The sequence below is a fragment of the Caulobacter rhizosphaerae genome (assembly GCF_010977555.1).
Classification (GTDB): domain Bacteria; phylum Pseudomonadota; class Alphaproteobacteria; order Caulobacterales; family Caulobacteraceae; genus Caulobacter; species Caulobacter rhizosphaerae.
The window spans coordinates 1,035,793-1,060,531 of record NZ_CP048815.1; the positions used below are offsets into that span (position 1 = coordinate 1,035,793).

General features: G+C 68.9%; 24 protein-coding genes and 1 pseudogene. 11 read left to right on the top strand and 14 right to left on the bottom strand.

All coding sequences use genetic code 11. The annotated features are described in order from the left end of the window. Positions 1-136: 136 nt before the first annotated feature. From G3M57_RS04770 to G3M57_RS04785, 5 genes and pseudogenes are all read left to right on the top strand, one after another. A complete protein-coding gene (locus G3M57_RS04770) occupies positions 137-1,096 on the top strand; it encodes a DMT family transporter (RefSeq protein WP_163229081.1) in 960 nt (319 codons plus the stop codon). After that, positions 1,083-1,222, top strand: a pseudogene (locus G3M57_RS27875) (hypothetical protein); the annotation flags it as partial. The gene G3M57_RS04770 and the pseudogene G3M57_RS27875, both read left to right, overlap by 14 nt. 116 nt (positions 1,223-1,338) lie before the next feature. After that, positions 1,339-1,809 carry a glycine zipper 2TM domain-containing protein gene (locus G3M57_RS04775; RefSeq protein ID WP_056753446.1) on the top strand — a complete coding sequence of 157 codons (471 nt, stop codon included), beginning with the start codon at positions 1,339-1,341 and terminating at the stop codon, positions 1,807-1,809. A gap of 217 nt (positions 1,810-2,026) precedes the next feature. After that, complete coding sequence (ptsP, locus tag G3M57_RS04780) at positions 2,027-4,291, top strand: phosphoenolpyruvate--protein phosphotransferase (protein ID WP_056753445.1); 2,265 nt, start codon at positions 2,027-2,029, stop codon at positions 4,289-4,291. Between the two features lie 178 nt (positions 4,292-4,469). Further along, positions 4,470-5,558, top strand: a complete 1,089-nt coding sequence (locus tag G3M57_RS04785) for a helix-turn-helix domain-containing protein (protein ID WP_230983812.1) — start codon at positions 4,470-4,472, stop codon at positions 5,556-5,558. Positions 5,559-5,560: 2 nt separating this feature from the next. On the opposite strand, the gene G3M57_RS04790 is transcribed toward G3M57_RS04785, so the two are convergent. The 8 genes from G3M57_RS04790 to G3M57_RS04825 form a co-directional block, all read right to left on the bottom strand. Further along, positions 5,561-6,175 carry a hypothetical protein gene (locus G3M57_RS04790; RefSeq protein WP_163229085.1) on the bottom strand — a complete coding sequence of 205 codons (615 nt, stop codon included), beginning with the start codon at positions 6,173-6,175 and terminating at the stop codon, positions 5,561-5,563. Between the two features lie 171 nt (positions 6,176-6,346). Continuing rightward, positions 6,347-6,883 carry a hypothetical protein gene (locus tag G3M57_RS04795; protein ID WP_208789658.1) on the bottom strand — a complete coding sequence of 179 codons (537 nt, stop codon included), beginning with the start codon at positions 6,881-6,883 and terminating at the stop codon, positions 6,347-6,349. Between the two features lie 315 nt (positions 6,884-7,198). Beyond that, on the bottom strand, positions 7,199-7,543 hold the full coding sequence (locus tag G3M57_RS04800; RefSeq protein WP_156402140.1) for a DUF7716 domain-containing protein: 345 nt from the start codon (positions 7,541-7,543) through the stop codon (positions 7,199-7,201). A 12-nt stretch (positions 7,544-7,555) separates the two neighbouring features. Next, positions 7,556-8,356, bottom strand: coding sequence for an RHS repeat-associated core domain-containing protein (locus G3M57_RS27715; protein WP_341873464.1), 801 nt, complete (start codon positions 8,354-8,356; stop codon positions 7,556-7,558). A 183-nt stretch (positions 8,357-8,539) separates the two neighbouring features. Further along, complete coding sequence (locus G3M57_RS04810) at positions 8,540-8,992, bottom strand: SMI1/KNR4 family protein (protein ID WP_082564501.1); 453 nt, start codon at positions 8,990-8,992, stop codon at positions 8,540-8,542. A 3-nt stretch (positions 8,993-8,995) separates the two neighbouring features. After that, entirely contained in the window at positions 8,996-13,288 is a 4,293-nt protein-coding gene (locus G3M57_RS04815) for an RHS repeat-associated core domain-containing protein (protein ID WP_163229089.1), read from the bottom strand. Between the two features lie 122 nt (positions 13,289-13,410). After that, positions 13,411-13,905, bottom strand: coding sequence for a DcrB-related protein (locus tag G3M57_RS04820; protein WP_082564500.1), 495 nt, complete (start codon positions 13,903-13,905; stop codon positions 13,411-13,413). 129 nt (positions 13,906-14,034) lie between these two features. Continuing rightward, positions 14,035-14,838 (bottom strand): hypothetical protein, encoded by an 804-nt coding sequence (locus G3M57_RS04825; protein WP_163229091.1) that lies wholly within the window; start codon positions 14,836-14,838, stop codon positions 14,035-14,037. Between the two features lie 136 nt (positions 14,839-14,974). On the opposite strand from G3M57_RS04825, the gene ispG reads away from it, so the two are divergent. Next, a complete protein-coding gene (gene ispG / locus G3M57_RS04830; protein ID WP_056753428.1) occupies positions 14,975-16,114 on the top strand; it encodes a flavodoxin-dependent (E)-4-hydroxy-3-methylbut-2-enyl-diphosphate synthase in 1,140 nt (379 codons plus the stop codon). A gap of 86 nt (positions 16,115-16,200) precedes the next feature. Next, positions 16,201-16,776, top strand: a complete 576-nt coding sequence (locus G3M57_RS04835; protein WP_162251625.1) for a YajG family lipoprotein — start codon at positions 16,201-16,203, stop codon at positions 16,774-16,776. A 62-nt stretch (positions 16,777-16,838) separates the two neighbouring features. On the opposite strand, the gene G3M57_RS04840 is transcribed toward G3M57_RS04835, so the two are convergent. The 4 genes from G3M57_RS04840 to G3M57_RS04855 form a co-directional block, all read right to left on the bottom strand. Continuing rightward, entirely contained in the window at positions 16,839-17,048 is a 210-nt protein-coding gene (locus G3M57_RS04840; protein ID WP_163229093.1) for a hypothetical protein, read from the bottom strand. A 38-nt stretch (positions 17,049-17,086) separates the two neighbouring features. Further along, on the bottom strand, positions 17,087-17,320 hold the full coding sequence (locus G3M57_RS04845) for a hypothetical protein (protein WP_163229095.1): 234 nt from the start codon (positions 17,318-17,320) through the stop codon (positions 17,087-17,089). Positions 17,321-17,441: 121 nt separating this feature from the next. Beyond that, on the bottom strand, positions 17,442-17,828 hold the full coding sequence (locus tag G3M57_RS04850; protein ID WP_163229097.1) for an OsmC family protein: 387 nt from the start codon (positions 17,826-17,828) through the stop codon (positions 17,442-17,444). Between the two features lie 70 nt (positions 17,829-17,898). Beyond that, the gene (locus G3M57_RS04855) at positions 17,899-19,287 is read right to left on the bottom strand and encodes an aminotransferase-like domain-containing protein (protein ID WP_163229099.1); all 1,389 of its coding nucleotides are present in this window, start codon (positions 19,285-19,287) and stop codon (positions 17,899-17,901) included. A 127-nt stretch (positions 19,288-19,414) separates the two neighbouring features. Here G3M57_RS04855 and G3M57_RS04860 point away from each other — a divergent pair, with 127 nt between their 5' ends. From G3M57_RS04860 to G3M57_RS04870, 3 genes are all read left to right on the top strand, one after another. Further along, positions 19,415-20,089, top strand: a complete 675-nt coding sequence (locus G3M57_RS04860; protein WP_056753413.1) for a LysE family translocator — start codon at positions 19,415-19,417, stop codon at positions 20,087-20,089. Between the two features lie 220 nt (positions 20,090-20,309). Beyond that, complete coding sequence (locus tag G3M57_RS04865) at positions 20,310-21,089, top strand: DUF3108 domain-containing protein (protein ID WP_163229101.1); 780 nt, start codon at positions 20,310-20,312, stop codon at positions 21,087-21,089. A gap of 117 nt (positions 21,090-21,206) precedes the next feature. Then, a complete protein-coding gene (locus tag G3M57_RS04870) occupies positions 21,207-21,692 on the top strand; it encodes a molybdopterin-binding protein (protein ID WP_163229103.1) in 486 nt (161 codons plus the stop codon). 42 nt (positions 21,693-21,734) lie between these two features. On the opposite strand, the gene G3M57_RS04875 is transcribed toward G3M57_RS04870, so the two are convergent. Next, positions 21,735-22,247 carry a DUF1993 domain-containing protein gene (locus tag G3M57_RS04875; RefSeq protein WP_163229105.1) on the bottom strand — a complete coding sequence of 171 codons (513 nt, stop codon included), beginning with the start codon at positions 22,245-22,247 and terminating at the stop codon, positions 21,735-21,737. Positions 22,248-22,408: 161 nt separating this feature from the next. Between G3M57_RS04875 and prfA the strand changes: the two genes are divergently transcribed. Further along, a complete protein-coding gene (prfA, locus tag G3M57_RS04880; RefSeq protein WP_163229107.1) occupies positions 22,409-23,479 on the top strand; it encodes a peptide chain release factor 1 in 1,071 nt (356 codons plus the stop codon). A 158-nt stretch (positions 23,480-23,637) separates the two neighbouring features. Here prfA and G3M57_RS04885 read toward each other — a convergent pair whose 3' ends face one another. Then, positions 23,638-24,615 carry an FG-GAP repeat domain-containing protein gene (locus G3M57_RS04885; protein ID WP_163229109.1) on the bottom strand — a complete coding sequence of 326 codons (978 nt, stop codon included), beginning with the start codon at positions 24,613-24,615 and terminating at the stop codon, positions 23,638-23,640. Positions 24,616-24,739 lie beyond the last annotated feature (124 nt).

Consider the following 24,739-nt stretch of genomic DNA (forward strand, 5'->3'; position numbering starts at 1 on the left):
CCGCGCCAGCGTCCGGGATGGCGATCTTGGTTGGATCGACAATGGCGTTGTTCCGCCGGGTCCGTTCGAGAGTCCTGGCCCAACCTGCGGGAGCTTTCGCCAAGCCTCCCGCGCCGGGCTCTGCTAACCCGTTCGCATGGATCACCGGCGGCGTCTTCTGATCGGACTTCTCTGCGGCCTCGTCGCGGGGGCCTTCTGGGGCGGGGTGTTCCTGGCGCCCAAGCTGCTGGCCGCCTTCACGCCGCTGCAGATGACCGCCGGGCGTTATCTCTGCTACGGCCTGGCCTCGGCGGCGCTCCTGGTCCCCGGCGCGCGGGGCGTGCTGGGGCGCCTGACCCTGGCCGACTGGCGGGACCTGGCGGGCCTGAGCCTGCTGGGCAACATCGTCTACTATGTGGGCCTGGCCGTGTCGGTGCAGATCGCCGGCGTCGCCCCGGCCTCGCTGATCATTGGGCTGCTGCCGGTGACCATCACCCTGGTGGGGGCCCAAAAAAACGAAAAAGGGCCCGGGGAGGGCGTGGCCCTGCGCCGGCTGGCCGCGCCGCTGCTGCTGGTGGCCGCGGGCGTGGCCTGCATCAATATCGCCGCCTTCCAGACCGCCCGCGAGGTCGGCGTCGGGCGGCTGGTCGTGGGCCTGCTGGCGGCGGTCGGGGCGCTGGCGGTGTGGACCGCCTACGCCGTCTGGAACGCCCGCCGGCTGGCCGCCACCCCGCGCTTCAACAGCCATGAATGGTCGCTGCTGACCGGCGTGGTCACCGGCCTGCTGTCGCTGCTGCTGGTGATCCCCGCCTTCCTGGGCGGCGTTTCGCACGCGGCGACGGGCTGGACCCTGTTCTGGGGCGTCAGCCTGGCCGTGGCGCTGGGAGCCTCGGTGATCGGCAACGGCCTGTGGAACGCCGCCAGCCGCCTGCTGCCGCTCAGCCTGTCGGGCCAGCTGATCGTCTTCGAGACCCTGTTCGCCCTGCTGTACGGCTTCCTGCACGAGGCCCGCTGGCCGCTGCCGCTGGAGGCGGCCGCCATCGTCCTGATACTCGCCGGGGTGCTGTGGTCGGTGCACCTGCACCGGCCGGCCGCCGAAGCCCATCCCGCAGAGTAGGGGGCGTGCGTCCTTCGAGGCTCGGCTGCGCCTCGCACCTCAGGATGAGGAATTCAGAGCAGCAAAGCTCCTCATCCTGAGGCGCCCGCGCAGCGGGCCTCGAAGGACGCACGGCCGTCCCCCAAACATGACCGCAACCTGAACATCGCCGTTCAGATCGGGTTCAAGGCGAGAATGCGACAAAGGTTCCAACAGCGCCGCACCGGACTTCTTCCGGCCTGACGCTCTCGAGGAGCTACGCCATGAAGACCTTTGGTCAGTTCACCAAGATCGCCGTCGCCGCGGCCGTGACCGGCGCCCTGGTCCTGCCCGCCTCGGCCGCCTTCGCCGGCGACCGCAACAACAAGACCGAGCGCGCCATCCTGGGCGCCGTGATCGGCGGCATCGCCGGCGCGGCCCTGTCGGACGGCGACAAGGGCGGCATCGCCATCGGCGCCGTCGCCGGAGCCGCCCTGGGCGCCTCGACGGGTCACAACGACCGCTATGACCGCGACCACCGCTATTCCAGCGGCTATCGCGACAGCCGCTACGGCTACGGGTCCAGCTACAACAGCGGCTACGGCTACAACGGCGGCTATGGCCGGTCGAGCTACGACAACGGCTACGGCCGCTCGGGCTACGACGGCCGCGACCGCCGCGGCGACCGCTACAACACCGGCTACCGCCATGACGGCGGCCAGTACGGAAACGGCTATTACGGCCAGCGCCGCTAAAGGCCTCCCTCAACGGCCTTCGGGCCGAGGGTGATCCGGCGCCGTCCCCTCGGGGGCGGCGCCTTTTTCGTGCGCCAACCACGATTTGAGCGCCCGCGGTCACTGTGCGGCGCGCGAAATCTGCTATAGCCCGGCTAAGGGCGATGCGGCTTCTTAACCTTCGACGCGTTCTGTCGGGATCAGCCGTATCGGACCATTGGGGAGTGCGCGCTTAGACATGGCGGCGTCCGGGATCGCTGTTCGGGGACCACGCAGCCTGCTTCGGCAGATTCGCGAGGCCATGGCCGGAGGCGGGCCCGCCCAGGCCAAGCTCGACATGGTGGTGCGCACCATCGCCATCTCGATGGTGGCCGAGGTCTGCTCGATCTATCTGCGCCGCGCCTCGGGCGACCTGGAGCTGTTCGCCACCGAGGGCCTGTCGCGCGACGCCGTCCACGTCACCCGGCTGAAGCCCGGCGAGGGCCTGGTCGGCGAGACCATGCGCCTGGGCCGGCCGCTGAACCTGTCGGACGCCGCCAGCCATCCGTCGTTCTCGTATCGCCCGGAAACCGGCGAAGACCCCTACCACGCCTTCCTGGCCGTGCCGCTGCTGCGCGGCGGCCGCACGATCGGCGTGCTGGTCGTCCAGAACCGCACCGAGCGGGTCTATGACGAGGAAGAGGTCGAGGACCTGCAGATCATCGCCATGGTGCTGGCCGAGATGGTCAGCGCCGGCGAGCTGCTGGGCCTCACCGAGCTCAAGGACGTCGAGATCGCGCCGCACAAGCCCGAGCGGCTGAAGGGCGCGCGCTTCGCCGAGGGGCTGGCCTACGGCGTGGCCGTGCTGCACGAGCAGCCGGTGGCCCCCGAGCAGCTGCTGTCCGACGACGCCCTGGCCGAGGAGGCCCGGCTGAAATGGGCCATCGAGGCGCTGCAGACCCAAATCGACGAGATGCTGGAAGGCCAGCACGGCCTGGTCGGCGCCTCGTACGAGGTGCTTGAGACCTATCGGATGTTCGCCCACGACCGGGGCTGGAACCGGTCGCTGCAGGAGGCCGTGCGCTCGGGCCTGACCGCCGAGGCCGCCGTTGAACGTGTGAGGTCGGAGCATCGCGCCCGCCTGGGCCAGGCCCGCGACCCCTATCTGCGCGAGCGGCTGCACGACCTGGAGGACCTGAACGACCGGCTGCTGCGCCACCTGGCGGGCAATGTCCACGCCGTGCGGGTGCTGCCCGAGGACGCGATCCTGATCGCCCGGAACCTGGGTCCGGCCGACCTGCTGGAATACGACCGCACCAAGCTCAAGGGCATCCTGCTGGAAGAAGGCTCGGCCGCCAGCCACGCCGGCATCGTGGCCCGGGCGCTGGACATCCCGTGCGTGGGCCGCCTGGCCGGCTTGCGCGACCGGGTCAGCGAGGGCGACCCGGTGGTGGTCGACGCCGAGACCGCCGAGGCCTGGCTGCGGCCGCGCGCCGACGTGATCAAGTCGCTGCGGGCCCGGATGGAGGTCCGCGCCCAGCGCAAGGCCGAGTTCGCCCGGATCCGCGACACGCCGGCCGTCACCAAGGACGGCGACAAGATCACCCTGCTGATGAACGCCGGCCTGGCCGTCGACCTGGACATCCTGGGCGAGACCGGGGCCGAGGGCATCGGCCTGTTCCGCACCGAGTTCCAGTTCATGGTCGCCGAGGAAATGCCCCGGCTGGAGGCCCAGACGGCGCTCTACGAGAAGGTGCTGGAGGCCGCCAACGGCATGCCAGTGACCTTCCGCACCCTCGACCTGGGCGGCGACAAGCTGCTGCCGTACATGGAGCTGGAGCGCGAGGACAATCCGGCCCTGGGCTGGCGCGCGGTGCGGATGGGCCTGGACCGTCCGGCCCTGCTGCGCATGCAGATCCGCGCCCTGATCAAGGCCGCGCGGGGGCGGGAGCTGCGGATCATGTTCCCGCTGGTGGCCAATGTGGACGAGTTCCGCGCCGCGCGCGCCTTCGTCGACCAGGAGGTCGCCTGGGCGCTGAAGCGCGGCCGGCCCGAGCCGGCCCGCCTGGACGTCGGGGCGATGATCGAGGCGCCCTCGCTGCTGTGGCATCTGGACGCACTGTTGCCGATGACCGACTTCGTTTCGGTCGGCACCAACGACCTGATGCAGTATTTGTTCGCCGCCGATCGGGGCAATCCAAGGGTTTCGGACCGCTACGACCCCCTGTCGCCGGCGGCGCTGCGGGCGCTGAAGACCATCCAGCAGGCCTGCGCCGACACCGGGACGGCGGTCTCGGTCTGCGGCGAGATGGCGGGGCGTCCGCTCGAGGCTTTCGCCTTGCTGGCCTTGGGTTTCGACCGCCTGTCGATGCCGCCGGCGGGGATCGGGCCGGTCAAGCAGATGGTGCTGTCGTGCGATCGCGAGGCCGCCCGGCGCAATGTCGAGGCCCTGCTGAAGACCTCGGCCGGATCGCTCCGTGGCGAGATCGAAACCCTGGCCCGCAAGCTTTACGTCGCCGTCTAGACACGGCGCAGGTTAACCAAGCGCGGCTTTATAGTTTATTGAATCCCGCGACTTACTTTGATATCGACCATAAAGTATTAACATTTCCCGGTCAGTGTGGCCGGGATAGCGCGTCGAAGTCGTCTCCCTGGCGGGACGAACGTCTCCGGCGACGCGATTTTGGGGTTTCATGGCAGCCATGCCGCTGGATACGGGCAGGGTTTCGCACTTGCAGCTGGTCGCCGACGGCGAGGGCGAGAACGCGCCGATGGCCGCCCAACAACCTTCCGTCGACCACGGCGCCGACATCGGCTCGGCCCTGCGCGCCGCCCGTGCGTTCCGCGGCCTGACTCTGCAGGACGTCGCCGACGCCACCCGCATCCGTCAGAGCTATATCGAGGCGCTGGAAGCCCTGCGCCTGGACGAGCTGCCCTCGCGCCCGTTCACGATCGGCTATGTGAAGTCCTACGCCAAGGTCCTGGGCCTGGACGGCGACGCCGCCGTGGCCCGCTTCAAGCTGGACGCGCCCGAAGACAGCGAGCCGCTGCGCGCCCCGGTCGGCGTGCGCCACGAGCGCGATCCGCGCCTGGGCCTGATCCTGGCGCTGGGCGTGCTGGTCGTGGCCGCCATCGTGCTGTGGAACGTCGCCCAGCGGGCCATCGCCAAGGACACGCCGCCGGCCCTGGTGGCCCCGGCCCAGGCGACCGCCGCCGTCGCCGCCCCAGGTGCGGTGGCGATGGGCGGCGGTGGCGGTGGCGGTGGTGACGGGACGGTGCCGCTGGGCGCGCCCCTGCCGGCCCCCGTCGAGTCGACCACGCCGGAGCCCTACAAGACCCCCGGCCTCGAGGACGCCGCGGCCAACGGCGGTTCGGCCGACGCCGTCAGCGCCGCCTCCAAGGCCCGCGCGGCCGAAGCGGCCAAGGCCGGCCCGGACCCCGGCCCGGTGCTCAATGTTGGCGCGCCGTTCCGGGCCAAGGGGGCGGTCTACGGCGCGGCCCAGGCCGAGGCCTCGGGCCTGATCCTGCAGGCCCGCAAGCCCGGTTCGCTGACCGTGCACGACGCGGCGGGCGCGATCTACTTCACCCGCTGGATGGCGGCCGGCGAGGCCTTCCGCGCCCCGCGCAACGCCGGCCTGGTCGCCGAGGTCTCCGACCCGTCGGTCTTCGAGGTCTATAACGGCGGCGTCCTGACCAGCCGCATGCCGAGCGCCACCGCGGCCCTGGGCAAGCTGACGGTCGCCCCCGCCGCGCCCGTCGCCGCGCCGCCGCCGGCCAAGCCGCAGGGCTGATCTCAGGCGGTGCGTTCGGCGTAGCTCTCGACGTAGTCGAAAACCCGTTTGTACAGACGGCGCGCGCCTGGCGCCCCGAGGCGCTTTTCCAAGAGGGCATGGGCGTAGTCGCGCTTGCCGCAGACGAGCGCCGCCGCGATGACCCGGACGAGCTGGGGGCGGGCGTGTGTCAACCGGCCATCATCGCGCGCCTGCGCCGCCACCATGTCCTCGGGCGTCGCATAGACGTCCAGGAGCGGCATCGTCCATCGATCCAGGAACGCGCGCACCTGTTCGACGGCGGCGGGAAGGTCTTGCAGCCGATAGACGTACCAGCGGCCCGGGTCGGCCTTCTCCGCGGTGAAATGGATCCCCTGCCGGGTTCTGGCTTCCGAATAGCCGGCCAGTTCACCCGTCGCTCCGCCCACCATGTCCTCCAGGACGGCGTCGACGGCGGGGATTTGCACCTCCATCCTGGGATATAGGGCCGCAAGGGCCACGGGATCTTCCTTCGGGCGAACGTCGAAGGTGAGATCGATGATCTGCGTCGAGCCGGCGATGACGCGCTTGTAGATCAGGCTGTTCTTTCCCCGGCGAAAGCCGTGGTCGGACATGTAGGCGTCGAGGTCCTTCTCCACGGCGGACAGCAGGCCGGCCTTGATGTCCTTCCTCATTTCTGGGGCCTCGGGAAAGATCTTTCAGGCGAATAGATTTATCCGCTTCTCGATGAATTCAAGAAAATCATCGGCATAGGTCTCGCCGGTCGCCAGCCCCAGCACAGGATACTCGTTTCCCGGTCCAGGCCAGGATCAGGCGCGCCAGGAGATCGACGCGGCGCTGACATCTTCGGCGAGATAGGCCTGCAGGTAGGCCGCCAGGTCGTGATAGCGGGACTCGCCGTTGGCGTCGTAGACCCACAGTTCCGGTTCGTCTTCGAAGTCCAGCCAGAGCAGGTAGATCCGCTCGTTGCTGTATTCGCTTCCGGCGAAAAGCGACAATCGTTCGGGGCGGAACAAGGTGGACGCGTCGTTGGACCAGCCTTCCGCGCTGGCGGCTTGCATCTGCTTGACGCCTTCGATGAAGGGATCGGTTCCGTTGTCCGACCACAGAGCTTCCATGTCGGCCGTGGAGAGCCAATGACCGTGGCTGGCCGTCGTCCATCGGCCAAGGAGCTGGAAACGCTCCTCCAGCATGGGACTGCTCGGCCTGAAAACGCCCGGCGCAAGCGTGGGGATTCCGTGACTGAGGGGCGTCGGCGGCCACATCTTCGGGCGCAAGGCCTGTTCGGCGGTCTCCCAATACTTCGCCGTCTGCGCGAACGCCGCTTCGATCAGGGTCTTGATCATGCGCTCCACCCTTAAAACAAAGTGACGCCATTATAGGTCGTCCCAAACGGCACGGCTTGAGTGGCGCCGCCGACATACCCGTTGACCACGCCATTCAACGGTTTTATCGGCCCGCCGTCGCGCCCCCCGGGCCGACGTCCGGCTTCGTCCGCCGCGCCAGGGCCAGCGGGCGGAAGCTGCCTGGCTCGTGCAGGTACAGCGTGGCCAGCGGATCGGCGGCCGCGCCGTGATCGCCTAGGTTACTGAAGTCGGTATGAGGTAGTCTGCAAATAAATAAAATATGCTGTACGCGAAAAGGTGTGTATTTTTGCGTGTCTAGTCCTGAAATTCTATAAACGCGTCTCGTTCATAATAGAATTCGAAAGCCGCGAAGAGGTCCATCAGACTTGCGGAGCGTTTTTGTTCGCGAGCGTTGGAAACAATATCCTGCAACGTAGCGACCGGCATCACCTGCATCAGCCCCTCATCCTTTGCAAATTGTGGAACTCCAGCGTCAGGTTCATCCTCAAGTTCGGGGGGGACTTCTTCGCTTTCCAATGCGGCGGATTTAGATTCTAGATTCCAATTTTTTGTACTTGGGAGATATACCCAAGCATTATGAGGCTTAGCCATGATTTCCGCCAGCATGTCTTGGAAGGCGACAATTGTGTTATCGGTCATAATTTCCTCGTTCTACCTTCTTCCTCCTCCCCAAATCTGTCTACCACCCTGTTGATTAGGGTGGAGAGAGTTTTGGACAGGTCCGGGAGCTTGGTGATGATCGCGTGGCACCAGTTGAAGATTTCCCGGCGTATGAGGATCATGATGCCAAGATAGGCCGGGAGGTGCGGTATCTGCAACTCCTCCTCGAGGTCCGGGGGTAACATGCGCAGTAATACCAGGATATTCAGCTTCCATTCGTCGAGCATAGGCGGGATCCGCCTGCATTCGACTATAAATTTCTCGGTTACCTTGACGGAAGTGATTTGCGTCCGAGGCCTCGAAGGTTCCTGGTTTAAGCTGAACCTCTCCCGCGACAGAATAATGCGGGCTGTTGCTGGGGCGAGCGGCGTTGGTTCCATTCCCGAACGCGCACGACAACCCCAGCGGGTCCACCCAGGCATTCGGGTCCGACACATACGCCGTCGCGTTCAGCCCACCCAGAAGCCCGATCGGATCCGGCGTGATATACCGCGCGACGCCGGGGTCGTAGTACCGGAAGCGGTTGTAGTGCAGGCCGGTCTCGGGGTCGGCGTACTGGCCCTGGAAGCGGATCGGGTTGTCGATCGCCGCCTCGGCCTTGCGGGCCACCGCGCCCCAGGCGGTGAAGTCCTCGCGCCAGGTGACCACGCCGTTGTCTTTGGTCAGCTCCTGCGGGGTCCCGGCCGCGTCCAGCTGGAAGTGGTGCAGCTGGGCGGACTGGTCCGGCGCCGTCCGCCGCGCCAGGGCCAGCGGGCGGAAGCTGCCTGGCTCGTGCAGGTACAGCGTGGCCAGCGGATCGGCGGCCGCGCCGTGATCGCCTAGGTTGTTAAGTCGGTATCAGCTTGGTTGGGGGCAGTCGCACTATGCTGTTTCCAGCGGCGGGAAGCATGGCCAAGCCCTCGGCAAAGGATTTCTGGGCCGCCTTTGTCAGGTCGGCCTTGATGACCTTCCTCATTTCTGGGGCGCCGAGTTGGCCTAGGTGAATAGCTTTATGCGCTTTTCGACGAATTCAAGAAAATTATCGGCATATTTCTCGCCAGTCGCTAACGATAGGACGGGGTATTCGTTTCCTTTTATGCCGTTTTCGGTTTGAAATACAAAAACACCGTCTATATCGCTATGGCATAAAGGTATTAGGTTCGAATCTAAACCATCTTTCCCAGCCAATTTATACATATATACAATATCGCCACCAACGATATCATCAGGAGTTTCAGCATAGACGCTGAAAATTTCCTCGCCGCCAATTTCTCCGCCACTGTAATTTGTGAGCCACCACTTATAAGACTCAGGCAGAGGGGTTCCGATATTTTTTTCGGCAGCGGCAATCCATTCGGGGTTCACGCCGTCGCCGAAATCCGCGAACTCAGCGATCGATCGATTATGCTCGATTAAATCGATGGTTTTTTTATAGGCAATTTCATCCATGGCTCAAAACCCCGTAGACCGATTCATCCAATAGCTTTCTCTCCATGAATTGAATGCGGATCGATCAATTCCTGAAGGAAGTTGCCCCGTATTGATGTGCAGAGTGCTGTAGTATTTCTGGTGCATGCTGCCCGATACCTCGGCTATTCCACCATTCTGAGTTTGTGTCAGGTGGTGAAGATTAACCGCCTTCCCGTCAGTTCCAATTGGCGCACGTCCGGTCGCCATACGCTCGATGTTGGTTCCCGTAACAGTTTTTCCCCTCACTTTCCAAGAGCTGGTCGCCTGCGGATCGAACAGGTCGTTCCTCTGGAAGACCTTATTTCCCTTGAATGTGGTGGAGGTCTTCCAAAATTTTGGAGTGAATGCACAACCGGCGAGGCCTAGCGGATCCACCCATGCATTGGGATCGAACACATACGCCGCCGCGTTCAGTCCGCCTTCGAGTCCAATCGGATCCGGCGTGACATACCGCGCCACGCCGGGGTCGTAATACCGGAAGCGGTTGTAGTGCAGGCCGGTCTCGGGGTCGGCGTACTGGCCCTGGAAGCGGATCGGGTTGTCGATCGCCGCCTCGGCCTTGCGGGCCACCGCGCCCCAGGCGGTGAAGTCCTCGCGCCAGGTGACCACGCCGTTGTCGTTGGTCAGCTCCTGCGGGGTCCCGGCCGCGTCCAGCTGGAAGTGGTGCAGCTGGGCGGGCTGGTCCGGCGCCGTCCGCCGCGCCAGGGCCAGCGGGCGGAAGCTGCCTGGCTCGTGCAGGTACAGCGTGGCCAGCGGATCGGCGGCCGCGCCGCCGGCGTCGGCCGGCGCTTCGGCCAGCAGCACGTCGCCGTCCCAGTAGAAGACGGTCCGGGTCGGTGTCAGCGGGGGCGGCGCGGCGCCGGGCGCGGCGTTGGCGGCCGCCGGGGGGGCGTAGCCGGACTCCTTCCAGGCGCGCCGGCCCAGGGCGTCGTAGCCGAAGCGGGTGACGCGCAGGCCTTTGCGGGAGCGCTCGACCACCTCGGCCAGCATGCCGGCCCCGTCATAGGCGTAGCGCAGCTCGCGGCCGTCGCCGGCTCCGCGCAGCTCGCGGACGCGTCGGCCGTCGGCGTCGTATTCGAAGCGCCGGTCGCCCCACACCCGCAGCCGGTCTCCCGTCGCCACGCCCTCGACGCCCAGCGGGCCGGCGGGCAGGACGTTGCCGGAGGGATCGACGACGAACGCTTCCGGCGTCGCGCCGTCCACGCCCACCAAGCGGTCATTGACGTCGTAGCGGTAGCGCTTGGCGCCCCGCGCCAGGTCGTCGAGCGCCAGCAGCTGGCCGTAGGGATCGTAGGTGTAGCGGCGCTCGATCACCGGCGCGGCGGTCCCGCCGCGCAGGCCGCGCTGGTGGACCAGGAAGCCGGCCGCGTCATACTCGCTGTGCACGTTCAGCGCCCCGGCCTGGCGGGCCACCTCCCGGCCGGCCTGGTCGCGCGCCACGGCCGCGACCTGGCGGCCGTCCAGCGACAGGGTGCTGAAGTCGTCGCCGGCGTCGTAGGCGACCGCGATGGTCCGGCCGTCGGGCAGCCGGGTGGCGATCCGGCGGCCGCGCGCGTCGTAGCGGTGGGCGAGTTCGACCTCGTCCTGCTTTTCGCTGACCAGTTGGCCGGCCGCGTCGTAGGTCAGACTCACCGCGCGGTCGGCGGTGGTGGCGCCGATCATCCGCCCGGCGGCGTCCCAGGCGAAGCGGTGCAGCCGGCCGTCGGCGAAATTGGCCTGGATCACCCGTCCGGCCTCGTCGCGGCGGTAGCGGGCCGTTCCGGCGGCGTCGCGCCGTTCGACCAGTTGGTCGCCCGCGTCCCAGCCGTACTCGACCTGACGTCCGTCGAACCCGGTCTCGCGCACCACCCGGCCCGCCGGGTCGATGTCGAAGCGGTGGACCTCGCCCTTGGCGTTGGTCAGGGCGACCAGCTGCAGCGTGCCGTTGTAGGCGTAGCGCAGGGTGTCGCCGGCCGGGTCGGTGCGGCTGACCGGGAACGGCAGGCCGGCATAGTCCCAGGCCGTCTCGCGGCCGCGCGGATCGACGTGGCGGACCACCTGGTCCTCGGCGTCGTAGTCGAGCCGCACCTGGGCGCCGTCGCGGGCCCGGGTGATGGTGACGACATTGCCGTTGGCGTCGCGCTCGTAGCGGGTGGTCTCGCCGTCCAGGGTGACGGCGCGGGGGCGGCCCAGGGCGTCGTAGCGGACGTCGCGGCGGGCCTCGCGGCCGTCGCTCTCCCAGGCCAGCAGGCCCTGGGCGTCCCAGCCGTAGCGACGCAGCACGCCTTCGCCGTCGCGGATGGCCAGCGGCAGGCCGCGCTCGTCGCGGAGGAACCAGGTCTCGCGGCCCAGCGGGTCGGTGGTCGAGGTCAGCTGGCCGCGGTGGTCATAGGCGTAGTGGCTCACGCCGCCGGTGGGGTGGGTGGCGAACAGCGGCAGGCCAAGGCTGGGCGACGACAGCGAGGCGACGTCCTCGAGCTCGGCGAAGCCCGCCTGGATCGACGCGCCGTCGGGGGCGGTCTGGCGGACCAGCCGGTTCAGTTGGTCGTAGGCGAAGGCGGAGGTGCGGCCTTCGCCGTCCCTGTATTCCAGCAGGGCGCCGGCTTCGGACCACAGCCAGTGCTGTTCGTGGCCCAGCGGGCCGCGCTCCATCACCACCAGGCCGATCCGGTTGTAGGTGTAGAGGGTCACGGCGTCCTGGTCGTCGGTGACCAGGGTGACGTGGTCGTCGGGGCGGTAGTCGAACCGGCAATAGTACAGGCGGCCGTCGCCCCAGGTTTCGACGCACCGGGCCCGCCGGCCCAGGGCCGGGTCGTCCCAGCGGAAGTAGAACCGGAAGCCGCCGCGCCGCTGCTCCTCGACGATCAGGTGGGCGACGCTGCGATAGCGCGTAGCGCCGCCCCGGGCGTCCGTGGCCTGCACCAGGTCGCCTTCGGCGCTGTAGGCGTACGACACCAGGCGCTGGCGCGTCCCGGCCTCGGTCGGGTGGGGGGCGTCGATCTCGACGATGCGACCGGCCTCGTCGCTGAGCACCTGCAGGCGCCGGCCGCCGACATCGACCAGGGCCAGCAGGCGCCCGGCGGCGTCGCGCTCGACCTGGATCAGGTTTCCGGCCGCATCGCGCACGCCGGCCAGGCGGTGGAGCCCGTCGGCGTGGCGGCGGAAAACGTGGCTCAGGCCGTCGTAGCTGGCGATCCGGTAGCTGTCGCCCTCGGCGTGTAGGATCAGTCGTTCCGACAGGTTGATCATCGGCTCGCCCGGACGGGCCAGCGGGAAGAACGCCAGGCGGCCGTCCTCCAGGCGCGCCCTGGCCAGGCCCTCGCGCGGCAGCACTTCCAGCGCCATGTCGAACGGGTGCGACCAGCCCGAGCCGAGGTCGCCGTCGACGCTGGACGACGAGTTCCACCGCCGGGTCCAGGTCAGCGGCAGCGGACCGGGAAGCTCGAAGTCGGTGTGTTCGACGATCAGTTCGCCGGTCGCCACGTCGACCGGGTGGCCGCGCAGGCTGCGGATCGCGTTGCGCGCCCCGGGGATGCCGGCTAGCTCGCCCAGGGTCTCGCCGGCGATGCGTCCCTTCTCGCCCCAGAAGGCCTCGCCGATCGCCCCGCCGATCATCTTGCCGGCCATGGTGGAGACGAAGCCGAACGCCACGTTGCCGGCGAAGGCGGCGAGCCCCGCCAGGCCGCCGAGCGCCGCCCCGAAGAGCCCGGCCCCCAGGGCCACGCCGCCGCCGATGATCATCATCCACTTGGCGGTCGAGCTCATCCACTCGGGGATCTCGGGACTGATCGGCAGGAAGGTCCCGGGCTCGGCGCCGATGCTGACGTTCGGCGAGCCGGCGGCGATCGTGCCGTCGCACTCGGTCTTGTCGCCCTTTCGGGCCGCCGGCATGCCGTTGATGCCCACGGTCCTGCTGCCCTGGGCGATGCGCTTGGGGACTTGGCCGTGCTTGATGCAGGCCACGATGTCGATGACGCCGCGGGCCGCGGGCCGTCCGTTGATCAGGACGTTCGTCGAGCCGGTGAGGATTGGCCCGCTGGGCACGCTCATCAGTCCGCCCAGGACCCCGCCCGCCATGGCGCCGGCTCCGACGCCGGCCACGATCCCCCCCAGCGCGGCCACGGCGGCGACCCCGGCGCACAGCGACAGCCCGCCGGTGAACGGCGCGGCGACCACCGCGCCCAGCAGGGCCACGCCCACCGCCAGGCCGACGGCGGCGCCGATCAGGAAGCCGAGCATCGCGTTGGAGTGCTCGATCTGGTCGCCCATCCGGGCGGCCGCCAAGGCGGCTTCCATCGTCAGGCCTCCGTGCCTAGAGCGTTTCCCGACGAAGCGGACACCGGTTCGTCGCCGGAAAATGCGTTGAAACAAACATCCAGAGCCCGTCCCGGCCTGACGCGGTCAGGTCGGGGCAGGCTCTAGAGCCACTTGAATCCGGCGAGCATGTCCACGAACAGCGGGTCGACCGCCTCGAAGTCGCTGTCCAGCGCGGTGTTCACCAGGGTGATCAGCCGCCCGTCGTCGAGCGGCACATAGATCTGGCGCTGGCGCAGCAGGCCCGAGCCGGCGTCCCAGCGGAACAGGATCTCCAGTCCCCTGCGGCCGTCCACCAGCACTTCCCGGCGGCCGATCAGCGAGAACTTCTTGGCCTGGCGGGCCAGGTCCGCGGCCTGGGCGTCGACGAACGCCTCGATGGTCTTGTCGGTGGGCAGACGGTCGTAGGTGGCCAGGATATTGGGAACCACCGCCTGGCCGGGCCGGGGCTGGGCGGACCACGCGATCATCCGTCGATCCTTCCAGTCGTCCGGGACGAGGAAAGAGAACTCGGCGGTTCGGCAATCTTGCGTCATGGCTTCTCCCGGACGGAACGCAGTGCAACGTTGAGTATGTCTTTTTCGCGGCCGATGCGACATCGAAACCGCGACCCGCGCGGGAAATCCGTCGCCGAAACCATCCCCAACCGGGCGCCCTCGAAACAGCCTCAGGCCGAACGCGCGGCGCAGCTAAGCGTTGCATTGGATGCGACCGCAGAGAGCAGGGGATCAGCCTCGGCCGCGGCCCGACTTCGCGAACAGCAGGTCCGACCAGTTCCACGACCGCGATCCCAGCGCCAGGCGCGGCGCGCCGGGGGCGTCGCTGAGCGAGATCAGGATCAGGCCCCGCATCGGGTCGTCGCGGCAGGCCTTGGGCGCGAACGCCACCTCCAGCATGATCAGCTCGCGCACGCCGGCTAGGCCCTTGCCCTCCTGGCCCGGGCTCTGCACCCAGTCGCCGTTCCAGACCAGCACCGCCTTGCCCCGGGCCGCGGCCTCCGGGTGGGCCTGGGCCAGGGCGGCGCGGACGCGGGGGTTCTTGCGCAGGGCGTCCTGCAGCAGCCGGACCATGTCGCAGCCGCCGCCGCCCGAACCGCTTCCGGCGCCGCCGGCCCCCGATCCGGCGCCGGCGGTCGCCGCGCCGACCAGGTCCGCCTCGCCCAGTTCGGCCGCCACCACGGGCTTGGGCGCCGGCTTGGCGGGCAGGGGCTCCACCTCCGGCGGCGGAACCAGTTTCGGCGGGCGGACGGGCAGCCGGGGCGGCGAGACCTTGGCCGGGGCCGGATCGCCGGCCGGCTCGGGCGCCAGTTTCGGCGGCTCGGGCGGCGGGGGCGGCGGCTCGTACAGGGCGACGCTGATCGGTTCGGGTTCGGGGAGGGGCGGAGGCTGCACCCGCACCGCCATCACCGCCAGCAGCAGGGCCAGGTGGGCGGCGACGCTGATCCCGGCGGCGACCAGGCCGTCCGCCTTCGCGCGCCGGCGGGGACGCGGCGTCGGGACGAGGGGATCGTAGACCTGCGGCCGACCGCTCATCGAAACTCCGCTTTTTCGACGCCTTGGGGCGTCCGTGGGACCGTCCAGAGACCACCCGCCCGCGTCAGGATCGTGGCGCCCGCGACATTTCCGTGATCCCCTTGGGTTCCGCCGCCAAACCCCTTAGATTGGCCGCATGTCCGCAGACCACACCCACATCCGCCCCTGGCGCCAGATCGCGCGCCGGCCATCGCGCAAGATCCGCGTCGGCAATGTCGAGGTGGGCGGCGACGCGCCGATCTCGGTGCAGTCGATGACCAACACCCTGACCAGCGACGCGGCCGCGACGCTGGAACAGATTCGCCAGCTGGAGGAGGCCGGCGCCGACATCGTCCGCGTCAGCTGCCCCGACACCGACTCGACGGCGGCGTTCAAGACCATCGCCCGCGAGGCCAAGGTGCCGCTCGTGGCCGACATCCACTTCCACTACAAGCGCGGCATCGAGGCGGCCCAGGCCGGGGCGGCCTGCCTGCGGATCAATCCGGGCAATATCGGCTCGCCCGACCGGGTGCGCGATGTCATCCAGGCGGCCCGCGACCACGGCTGCTCGATGCGGATCGGCGTCAACGCCGGCTCGCTGGAGCGCGAACTGCTGGAGAAGTACGGCGAGCCGTGCCCCGACGCCATGGTCGAGAGCGCGCTGAACCACGCCCGCATCCTGCAGGACCACGACTTCCACGAGTTCAAGATCTCGGTGAAGGCCTCCGATCCGTTCATGACCGTGGCCGCCTACTACCAGCTGGCCGAGCGCATCGACTGCCCGCTGCACCTGGGGGTCACCGAGGCCGGGGCCCTGCGCACCGGCACGGTCAAGTCGTCGATCGGCATCGGCTCGATGCTGTGGGCCGGCATCGGCGACACCATCCGCGTCAGCCTGGCCGCCGACCCGGTCGAGGAGATCAAGGTCGGCTTCGACATCCTCAAGTCGCTGGGCCTGCGCCACCGCGGCGTCAACATCATCGCCTGCCCGTCCTGCGCGCGGCAGGGCTTCAACGTCATCAAGACGGTGGAGGCCCTGGAACAGCGCCTGGCCCACATCAGCCAGCCGATGTCGCTGTCGATCATCGGCTGCGTGGTCAACGGCCCCGGCGAGGCCCTGATGACCGACCTGGGCTTCACCGGCGGCGGCGCGGGGTCGGGCATGGTCTACATGGCCGGCAAGCCCGACCACAAGCAGTCCAACGACGGCATGATCGACCACATCGTCGAACTGGTCGAGCAACGCGCGGCCCAGCTCAAGGCCGACGCCGAAGCCAAGGCGATCGCGGCGGAGTAGTCCCGCCGCAAGCTTGACTTTAGGTGGCATGATCGGAAATGTCCCAACCACGGCGATCATCGCCGTCGTGTTTTGGGGGCTTTCAAATGAGAATTCTGGCTATCGTCGCCTTGGCCGCGACCGTGACGGCTTGCGCCACGACCGAGGAGACGGTTCCCGTCGGCTACGTTCCGGCGCCGGCCGCCGCCCAGCCTGGCGCCGAGGCGATCCAGGTGACCGTCACCGCCGTCGACGCCCGCACCACCAACCGCGCGCGCATCTCCACCAAGATCAACGGCTATGGCATGGAGATGGCCCCGATCCGCGCGCAGGGCGAGGTGGCCGACATCGTCCGTGACGCCCTGAGCGCCGAGTTCAAGCAGCGCGGCTACAAGCTGGCGGCGGGCGGTCCCAAGGTCGAGGCCAAGGTCGCGACCTTCTACAACCAGTTCGGCGTCGGCATGTTCGCCGGCAAGGCCAACGCCGAGGTCAATCTCACGGTCGCGGTGACCTCGCCGTCGGGCGCTCAGGTCTACAGCCGGGACCTCACCGGCAAGGTGAGCAAGTCGGTGCAGATGGCCGGCGGCAAGAACGCCGCGATCGCGTTGAGCGCGGCCCTGGCCGAGGACTTCAAGACCCTGTTCGCCGACGAGGCCTTCATCAAGGCGCTGTCTGCGCAATAGAGGCGGGCCGAACGCAAAAAGGGCGCGGTGGGCCTTCGCCCTCGCGCCCTTTTCTTTGTCAGCTAGCGGGCGATGAAGGCGCGCTTGCAGATTTCCGCGCCGAAGCCCGACGACATCTGGCCCTCGGCGTCGGCCATGGCCGCCGCGGCGATCAAGCCGCCGCCGCCCGTCGAGCGGTCGATCTCATAGTCGGCCACCACCTTGTCGGTGGCCGGATCGATCAGCTGGGCGACGCCCTTGATCTTGTTGGACGAGCCCACCAGGATCGTCATGCCGGCATTGGCCTTCTTGAAGTCGGTGATGTTGACCTTCAGCAGCAGGGCTGGGTGCCTTTGGCGCAGGTCGCCAGCTTTTCGGAGACGTTCTTCTTGAACGTGGCCTCGAACTGCGGACCGGCGCCGGCGGGCGTGTTGACTGTGATGTCCTTGACGAAGGCGTTCTTCGAGATGTCCGAGGAAATCTGGGCGATGGTGTCGCCGCCCGAATTGGTGACGCAGCCGGCGGTCGCCGCGGCCATGGCGGTGACGAGGAAAATGCGACGCATAACAGCTCCAACAAGATAGATTGGCTGAAACTGCTTCAGCCCCCGAGCGAGACCATAGCAAAGCTTAAGGTTGCGACGGAAGCATTGATTGCGCTTAATTCCGGCTCAACCTGCGCGACGGCTAGCCCAGCGACGTCTGGATCGGCACGCCGCCCTTGATGGCCAGGGTCACCGGCGTGCGCTCGGCGACGTCGGCCAGCCGGGCGCGCTGGGCCTCGTCCAGCGGCCCCGCCGGGACCAGCACCCGCTCGATCCGCGGCGGGGTCTCGCCGCCGTGATAGTGCAGCCGCACCTCCAGCGCCTCCAGCGGCCACTGCTTGTGCTCGGCGTACATCTTCAGGGTCATGGCCGTGCAGGCGCCCAGGGAGGCCAGCAGCAGGTCGAACGGCGCGGGGCCGACGTCGGCGCCGCCGTTGCGCTCGGGCTCGTCGGCGGTCAGGGCGTGGCGGCCGGTGGTGATGGCCGTGGCGTAATGGGCGTTGCTGATGCGGGCGGTGGCGGTCGCCATGGCGGTTCCTCCTGGGGGCGCGGAGCGGTGGTGTCGGGCGCCTTGGCGCTTGCGGCTAGAACAAATCGGCTCAGATCACCGCCCGCGACCGCTCGTCCACCCCGACCAGGGCCGAGGCGACCACCTGCAGGCCCTGTTCCAGCTCGGCCCGGTCGCGCGCCGCGCCCAGGCAGAGGCGCACGCCGCTGGAGAGGCCCGGCTCGACGACGGGGGCGCTCGGCGGGGTGACCTCGACGCCGCCGCGCAGCGCGCGTCCGGCCAGGCGCTCGGCGTCCAGCTCGCCCATCGGCAGCCAGACGTGGGGGCAGGACACCGAAGCGGGCGGCTCCATGGCCGCGCCCAGGATCCGGCGCCCCAGGCCCATGCGCGCGGTCATCTCGGCGACCACCTCGGCGACGATGGCGTCGGCCGTCCCGTCCTCGATCCACTGGGTGGCGATCAGCCCGCCGAAGGCCGGCGGGGCGTAGGCCAGGGCGCGCACCGCGCGCAACACCCGCTCCAGGGGCTCGCCGGGCGGCGTGACCAGGTAGCCGGCGCGCAGGCCCGGCGCCAGGGACTTGGACACCCCCGAGACGTGGAAGGTCCGCTCCGGGGCCAGCACGGCCAGGGGCGGCGGGTGGTTCGCGCCGGCATAGACCGCGTAGATGTCGTCCTCGACCAGCCACAGGTCGTGCTTGCGGGCGATGGCCACGACCTGGCGGCGGCGTTCCAGGCCCATGATCCGGCCGGTGGGGTTCTGCAGGGTCGGCAGCAGGACCAGGACCTTGGCGCCGCCGCGCGCCGCCTCGTCCAGGGCGTCGGGGCGCAGGCCTTCGGCGTCCATCGCCACGCCGCGCAACGAGAGCCCCTGGTGTTCGGCGATCGCCTTGACGCCCTGGTAGGTCGAGGCCTCGCAGAGCACGGCGTCGCCCGGCCGGGCCACGGCTCCCAGCGCCAGGGCCAGGCCCTGCTGGGCGCCGGCGCAGCAGACCAGCCGCGTCCAGTCCGCGCCCTCCAGCCCGCCGCTGCGCGCCAGCCAGGCCGCGCCGGCGCGCCGCTGGACCTCCAGCCCGGCCGGCGGGGCGTAGGCCAGGTGGTCCGCCAGGTCGGGGCGCCGCCGCAGCTTGGCCAGGGCGTCGGACAGCCGTTCGGCGGCCGGCTGGGGCGGGGCGGTGTTCTGGGCCAGGTTGATCGGACCCGAGGCGGCGGCGCGGGAGGCTGAGGCGCCGGCCGGGGCGGCGCCGCGCACGAAACTGCCGCGTCCCACATGCGCCTGGACCAGTCCGGCCTTCTCGGCCTCGACATAGGCCCGGGTCACGGTCCCCAGCCCAAGGCCCAGACGGTGGGCCAGGTCGCGCTGCGGCGGCAGACGGTCGCCGTCGCCCAGGGCCCCCGAGGCGATGTCCCGCCGCAGGGCGTCCAGCAGGCGCTCGTACAGTGGCGCCGCGCCCGGGGGGAGGGTGGGGGTCCAGCCGGCCATCGACGATCTCCATAATTGTCACTGGAACAATATAGGTTTTGACTCATGATGCAATTGGCCAGATGACCGTGACATTCCCGCCGCCGGCGCCCGTCCTTGCATGGGGCCGTCTCTAGGAGCGTCCGTCATGACCGCCCAATTGCTGCTCGCCTTCGTCCTGTTCGCCTTCGCCACCGCCGGCACGCCCGGTCCCAACAACATGATGCTGCTGGCCTCGGGCGCGAACTTCGGCTTTCGCCGCACGGTGCTGCATATCCTGGGCATCAGCGTCGGCCTGGGCGTGATGGTGGCGGCCATGGGCCTGGGGCTGGGCGGCGTCTTCAAGACCTGGCCGGTGCTGCACGAGGTGCTGCGCTGGGTCGGCGGCGGCTACATGCTGTGGCTGGCCTGGAAGATCGCGACGACCAGGACCGTCGCGGACAAGGGCCCCGGCGCGCGGCCGATGACCTTCCTGCAGGCCGCCGCCTTCCAGTGGGTCAATCCCAAGGCCTGGGCCATGGCCCTGACCGCCGCCACCACCTACACGCCCGAGGGCTCGACGATCGGCGTGTTCTTCGTGGCCGGGACCTTCATGCTGGTCGGCGCGCCGTGCAGCGCCGCCTGGGCGGGCTTCGGCCAGGGCATGCGGCGGTTCCTGGACCGGCCGCCGGTGCTGCGCGCCTTCAACCTGACCATGGCGGCCCTGCTGGTCGTGTCGCTGTACCCGCTGGTGGTCGAGACCCGGCCGACGGGGGCTTCGAAGGAAGCGCCGCGCCTGCTGGCCGACCTGCCGCCGACGCCGCGCTGGTCATCGCGGGGGTAGAGTCTCGCATGCCGACGCCGTGCGCGGTCCTGGTCCTTCGACAAGCTCAGGATGAGGACCGTTGAGCAGGCCTCGGCAGTCGAAAACCTCATCCTGAGCTTGTCGAAGGACGAGGTTTTTGCATCCGGAGCTGGTGAAGACCTTGGCCGCATTACCGAACCTTAAGTGGTGCGACGCGGGCGGTTGAGGTCTGGTGCGGCGGCGAAATCCGGAGTCCTCCATGTCCCTCGCCGTCCGTTCCCTCCTGCTCGCCGGGCTCGTCCTGGCGGGGAGCGCCGCCGCCAACCAGGCCCAGGCCGCCGTCACGCCCGTGCCCGTCGGCCAGCCGCTGGCCCGGTTCGACAACCTCAAGCCCGGCGCGCACCGTTACCTGCGCTTCAAGCAGACCGGCGAGACGGTGCGCGTCGCCGACGTCTGGACCCGCGAGGTCCGCTTCGAGGACCAGGACGGCCAGCGCCGCCTGCACATCGTCCAGCACTGGGACGGGGTCGGCGCCACGCCGTCCGACCGCCAGCTGGACAGCTGGTTCGAGGTCGGCACCTTTCGGCCCCTGACCCACATCCGCCGCACCCAGAAGGACGGCGTGGCCAAGGTCGAGGGCTATGACTTCAAGCCCGACCGGATCGTCGGCCTCAAGGACCTGGAGGGCAACGCCGCCAAGGACTTCGAGGTCGCCTCGCCCCAGCCCAGCTTCAACTTCGAGACCGACATGGAGTTCGTCCAGGCCCTGCCCCTGGCGGCCGGCTACGAGGCCAGCATCGTCTTCACCCACCCGGGCGGCGGCCCGCCGGCGCCCTATCTGTTCAAGGTGGCGGGGTCGGAGGTGCTGGACCTGCCGGGCGGCGGCAAGGTCGACTGCTGGGTAGTGACCACCGACTACAACCACCCGGAGATGGGCGTGACCCGCTTCTGGTTCGCCAAGACCGGGCAGGTGATGATCAAGCAGATCTCGCCCCTGCCGGATGGGTCCGGCGTGCTGGGCAAGACGCTGCTGTATTGAGGTTTCCGCGTGTCCGGACGGGGACAGGCGCATGCGCCTGTCCCCAATCCAGAGCGCGGGGCTTGCTTGAAAGCGCGCATCAGCCCCAGATCGGGCCTCCACACGAGGTCTCCGCCCATGCGTCCGCTGCTTCTCGCCGCCCTGATCGCCCCAATGGCCGTTTGGGCCGCGGCGCCGGCCCTGGCCCAGGACCTGAAGGTCACCGTCCAGGGGCGAGACTCCGTCACCCTGACGCCGGCCGACCTGGCCGCCCTGCCGCGCGCCAAGGCGACCTTCACGGCCCACGGCAAGCAGATCACCTACGAAGGCGCGCTGCTGAACGCCGCCCTCAAGCAGGCCGGCGTGGTGTCGGGCGACCGGCTGATGGGTCGCTATCTGAACCAGGTGGTGATGGCCAAGGGGGCCGACGGCTTCACCGCGACCTATTCCCTGGGCGAGACCGACCCGATCTACCGGACCAATCCGGTGATCATCGCCGACCGCAAGGACGGCCAGCCCCTGGACGCCAAGGAAGGACCCTACCGCCTGGTGGTCGATGGCGACCTGCGTCCCGGCCGCTCGGTGCGGCAGGTGGTGTCGGTCGAAGTGAAGGCGGTTCCGTAGATCGGGACAGGGACAGGCGCATGCGCCTGTCCCCGATCCAGACTAGCCCTGCACCGGCCCCAGGTAGTCCAGCTTGCCGATCTGCACGCCCTTGTGGCGCAGGATGTCGTAGGCGGTGACCACGTGGAAGAAGAAGTTCGGCAGGGCGAAGCCGAACAGGTAGTCCTCGCCGGTGAAGGTCAGGACGCCGCCCGGCAGTTTCAGCTCGACGGTGCGGTCCTCGCTGCCCTCGAAGGCCGCGGCGTCGACGCTGCGGATATAGGCCAGGGTGTCGGCCACGCGCTTCTGGAGCTGGGCGAAGCTGGTCTCTTCGTCGGGCATGGCGGGGGCCTCGACGCCGGTCAGCCGGGACACCGCGCCCTTGGAGGCGTCCGACGCCCGCTGGACCTGGCCCGACAGCGGCAGCATGTCGTCGGCCAGGCGGGCGGCGACCAGGTCGTCGGGGTTTTGGCCTTGCGCCCTGGCGTGGGCCTCGCCCTTGTCGAGCAGGGTCGCCAGCACCTCGAGGGCGCGGACGAAGACGGGGACCGAGGCGCGATGCATCGACAGGGGCATGGAAGGCTCCGAAAGCGGGACGCGGCGCGGGGGATGTTTCGCCGCCCCCGGCAGATAGGGGCGCATGGTCAGGCTTTACAGGTCCGCCCCGCCAAGGGGTGACGCGAGGCGCTCGGAGCGGTAGAGAGACCGCCCGTTCCTCCACAGCGTGACGTTCCCCCTTGCGACTGCCCCAGGCCCGCCTCGACCAAGTTCTCGACCGCTTCCGTGAAGTCGAAGCCCGCATGGGCGCGGCCACGGACGGGGCCGAGATCGTCAAGCTCTCCAAGGAGCACGCCGAGCTGCGCCCGGTGGCCGAGGCCGTCGAGGCCCTGGCCAAGCTGAGCGCCGAGCGCGCCGACCTCGAGGAGATGGCCGGCGACCCGGAAATGGCCGCCATGGTCGCCGACGAGATCCAGGCCCTGGACGAGAAGCTGCCGGTCATGGAGCGCGAGCTGGCCCTGATGCTGGCCCCGCGCGACAAGGACGAGAACGCCTCGGCCATCCTCGAGGTGCGGGCCGGCACGGGCGGCGACGAGGCGGCCCTGTTCGCCGGCGACCTGTTCCGCATGTACCAGCGCTACGCCCAGCTGCAGGGCTGGAAGGTCGAGGTCGACAGCGTCTCCGAGGGCGAGATGGGCGGCTACAAGGAAATCATCGCCTCGGTCACCGGCGACGGCGTGTTCGGCCGCTGGAAGTTCGAGAGCGGCGTGCACCGCGTCCAGCGGGTGCCGGCCACCGAGGCGCAGGGGCGCATCCACACCTCGGCCGCCACCGTCGCGGTGCTGCCCGAGGCCGAGGACGTCGAGATCGAGATCAACGACAGCGACCTGCGGATCGACACCTACCGCTCGTCCGGGGCCGGCGGCCAGCACGTCAACAAGACCGACTCGGCCGTGCGCATCACCCACTTGCCGACCGGCGTGGTGGTGACCAGTTCGGAAAAGAGCCAGCACCAGAACCGCGCCCGGGCGATGAAGAACCTGAAGGCGCGGCTGTACGACATGCAGCGCGAGGCGCTGGACACCGCCCGCTCGGACGCCCGCAAGAGCCAGGTCGGCAGCGGCGACCGCTCCGAACGCATCCGCACCTACAACTTCCCGCAGGGCCGGGTCACCGACCACCGCATCAACCTGACCCTCTACAACCTGGCCAAGGTGATGGAGGGCGACGCCCTGGACGACGTCATCAAGCCGCTGATCGCCGAGGACCAGGCCGCCCGACTGGCCAGCCTGGAAGAGGGCGGGTTCTAGGGTCTGTGGGCAGCTGACGGCCTAGGGCCGAAGTCCTCGTCCTTCGACAAGCTCAGGATGAGGAATTCTACTCAACCGCCTTGCCAGTCGCCCTCATCCTGAGCCTGTCGAAGGACGAGGCCGCCGCCTTGCACGTTGCCGTGTGAGACTAGAAGGTTCTAGGGGCAGGACACCGAGAAGACGTCGGTCTTGCGGTCGCCGTCGAAGTCGCCGAAACGCAGGGCTGACAGCTCCGGGCCGACGGCGAGGTTGCGGAAGTTGGCCGCGCCGCCGGACGAGTACATCCATTGGTGGGCCGCGCCGCCCTTGGGCGCGGTCGAGAAGACGTCGGTCCTGCCGTCCCCGTCGAAATCCCCGAACTCAAGCGCGTCGAGCGGCGGGCCGACCGCGAGGTTGCGGAAGGCGCCCGCGCCGCCGGGCGAGTACATCCACTGATAGGCCCCGCCGCCCTTCGGCGTGGCGGTGAAGACGTCGGTCTTGTGGTCGCCGTCGAAATCACCGAAGCGCAGCGCGGTGAAGATCGGGCCGATGGCCAGGTTGCGGAAGCCGCCCACGCCGCCCGGCGAGTACATCCATTGGTAGGCGCCGCCGCCCAACGGGCTGGCCGAGAAGACGTCGGTCTTGCCGTCCCCATCGAAGTCGCCGAACTGCAGGGCGGCGATCGCCGGACCTGCCGCGAGGTCCTGAAAATTGCCCGTGCCGCCTGACGACAACAGCCACTGGTAGGCGCCGTCGGCCTTGGGCGCCGCCGAAAAGACGTCAGTCCTGCGGTCGCCGTCGAAGTCGCCGAAGCGCAGGTAGAAGACATCCGGACCGACGGCGAGATCGCGGAAATTCGCCGCGCCGCCCGACGAGTACATCCATTGATAGGCGCCGCCGCCCTTGTCGGCGACGGCGAAGACGTCGGTCTTGCGGTCGCGGTCGAAGTCGCCGAAGCGCAGGTCCCCGATGGGCGGGCCGACGGCGAGATTGCGGAAACCGCCGGCCCCGCCGGAGGAGTACATCCACTGGCAGGCCTGGGCCAGCGCGGCTGTCGGCGCCAGGGCCAGAGCCGACAGGCCCAGAGTCGACAAGGTCATGGCGGTCAACAGCCAGCGGATAACGCCGGAAGCCCAGGTGGCGGCGGTGCTGGTCATCGCAGGTCTCCGGGGTGTCCGGACTACAACCTTAAATAAAGAAAATGAAAAACTCTATCAAAAAGTGCCAAAAATCCGGAGCTGCGGGCCAGCATGTCGGGATGGAAACAAACGCAATCTCTCG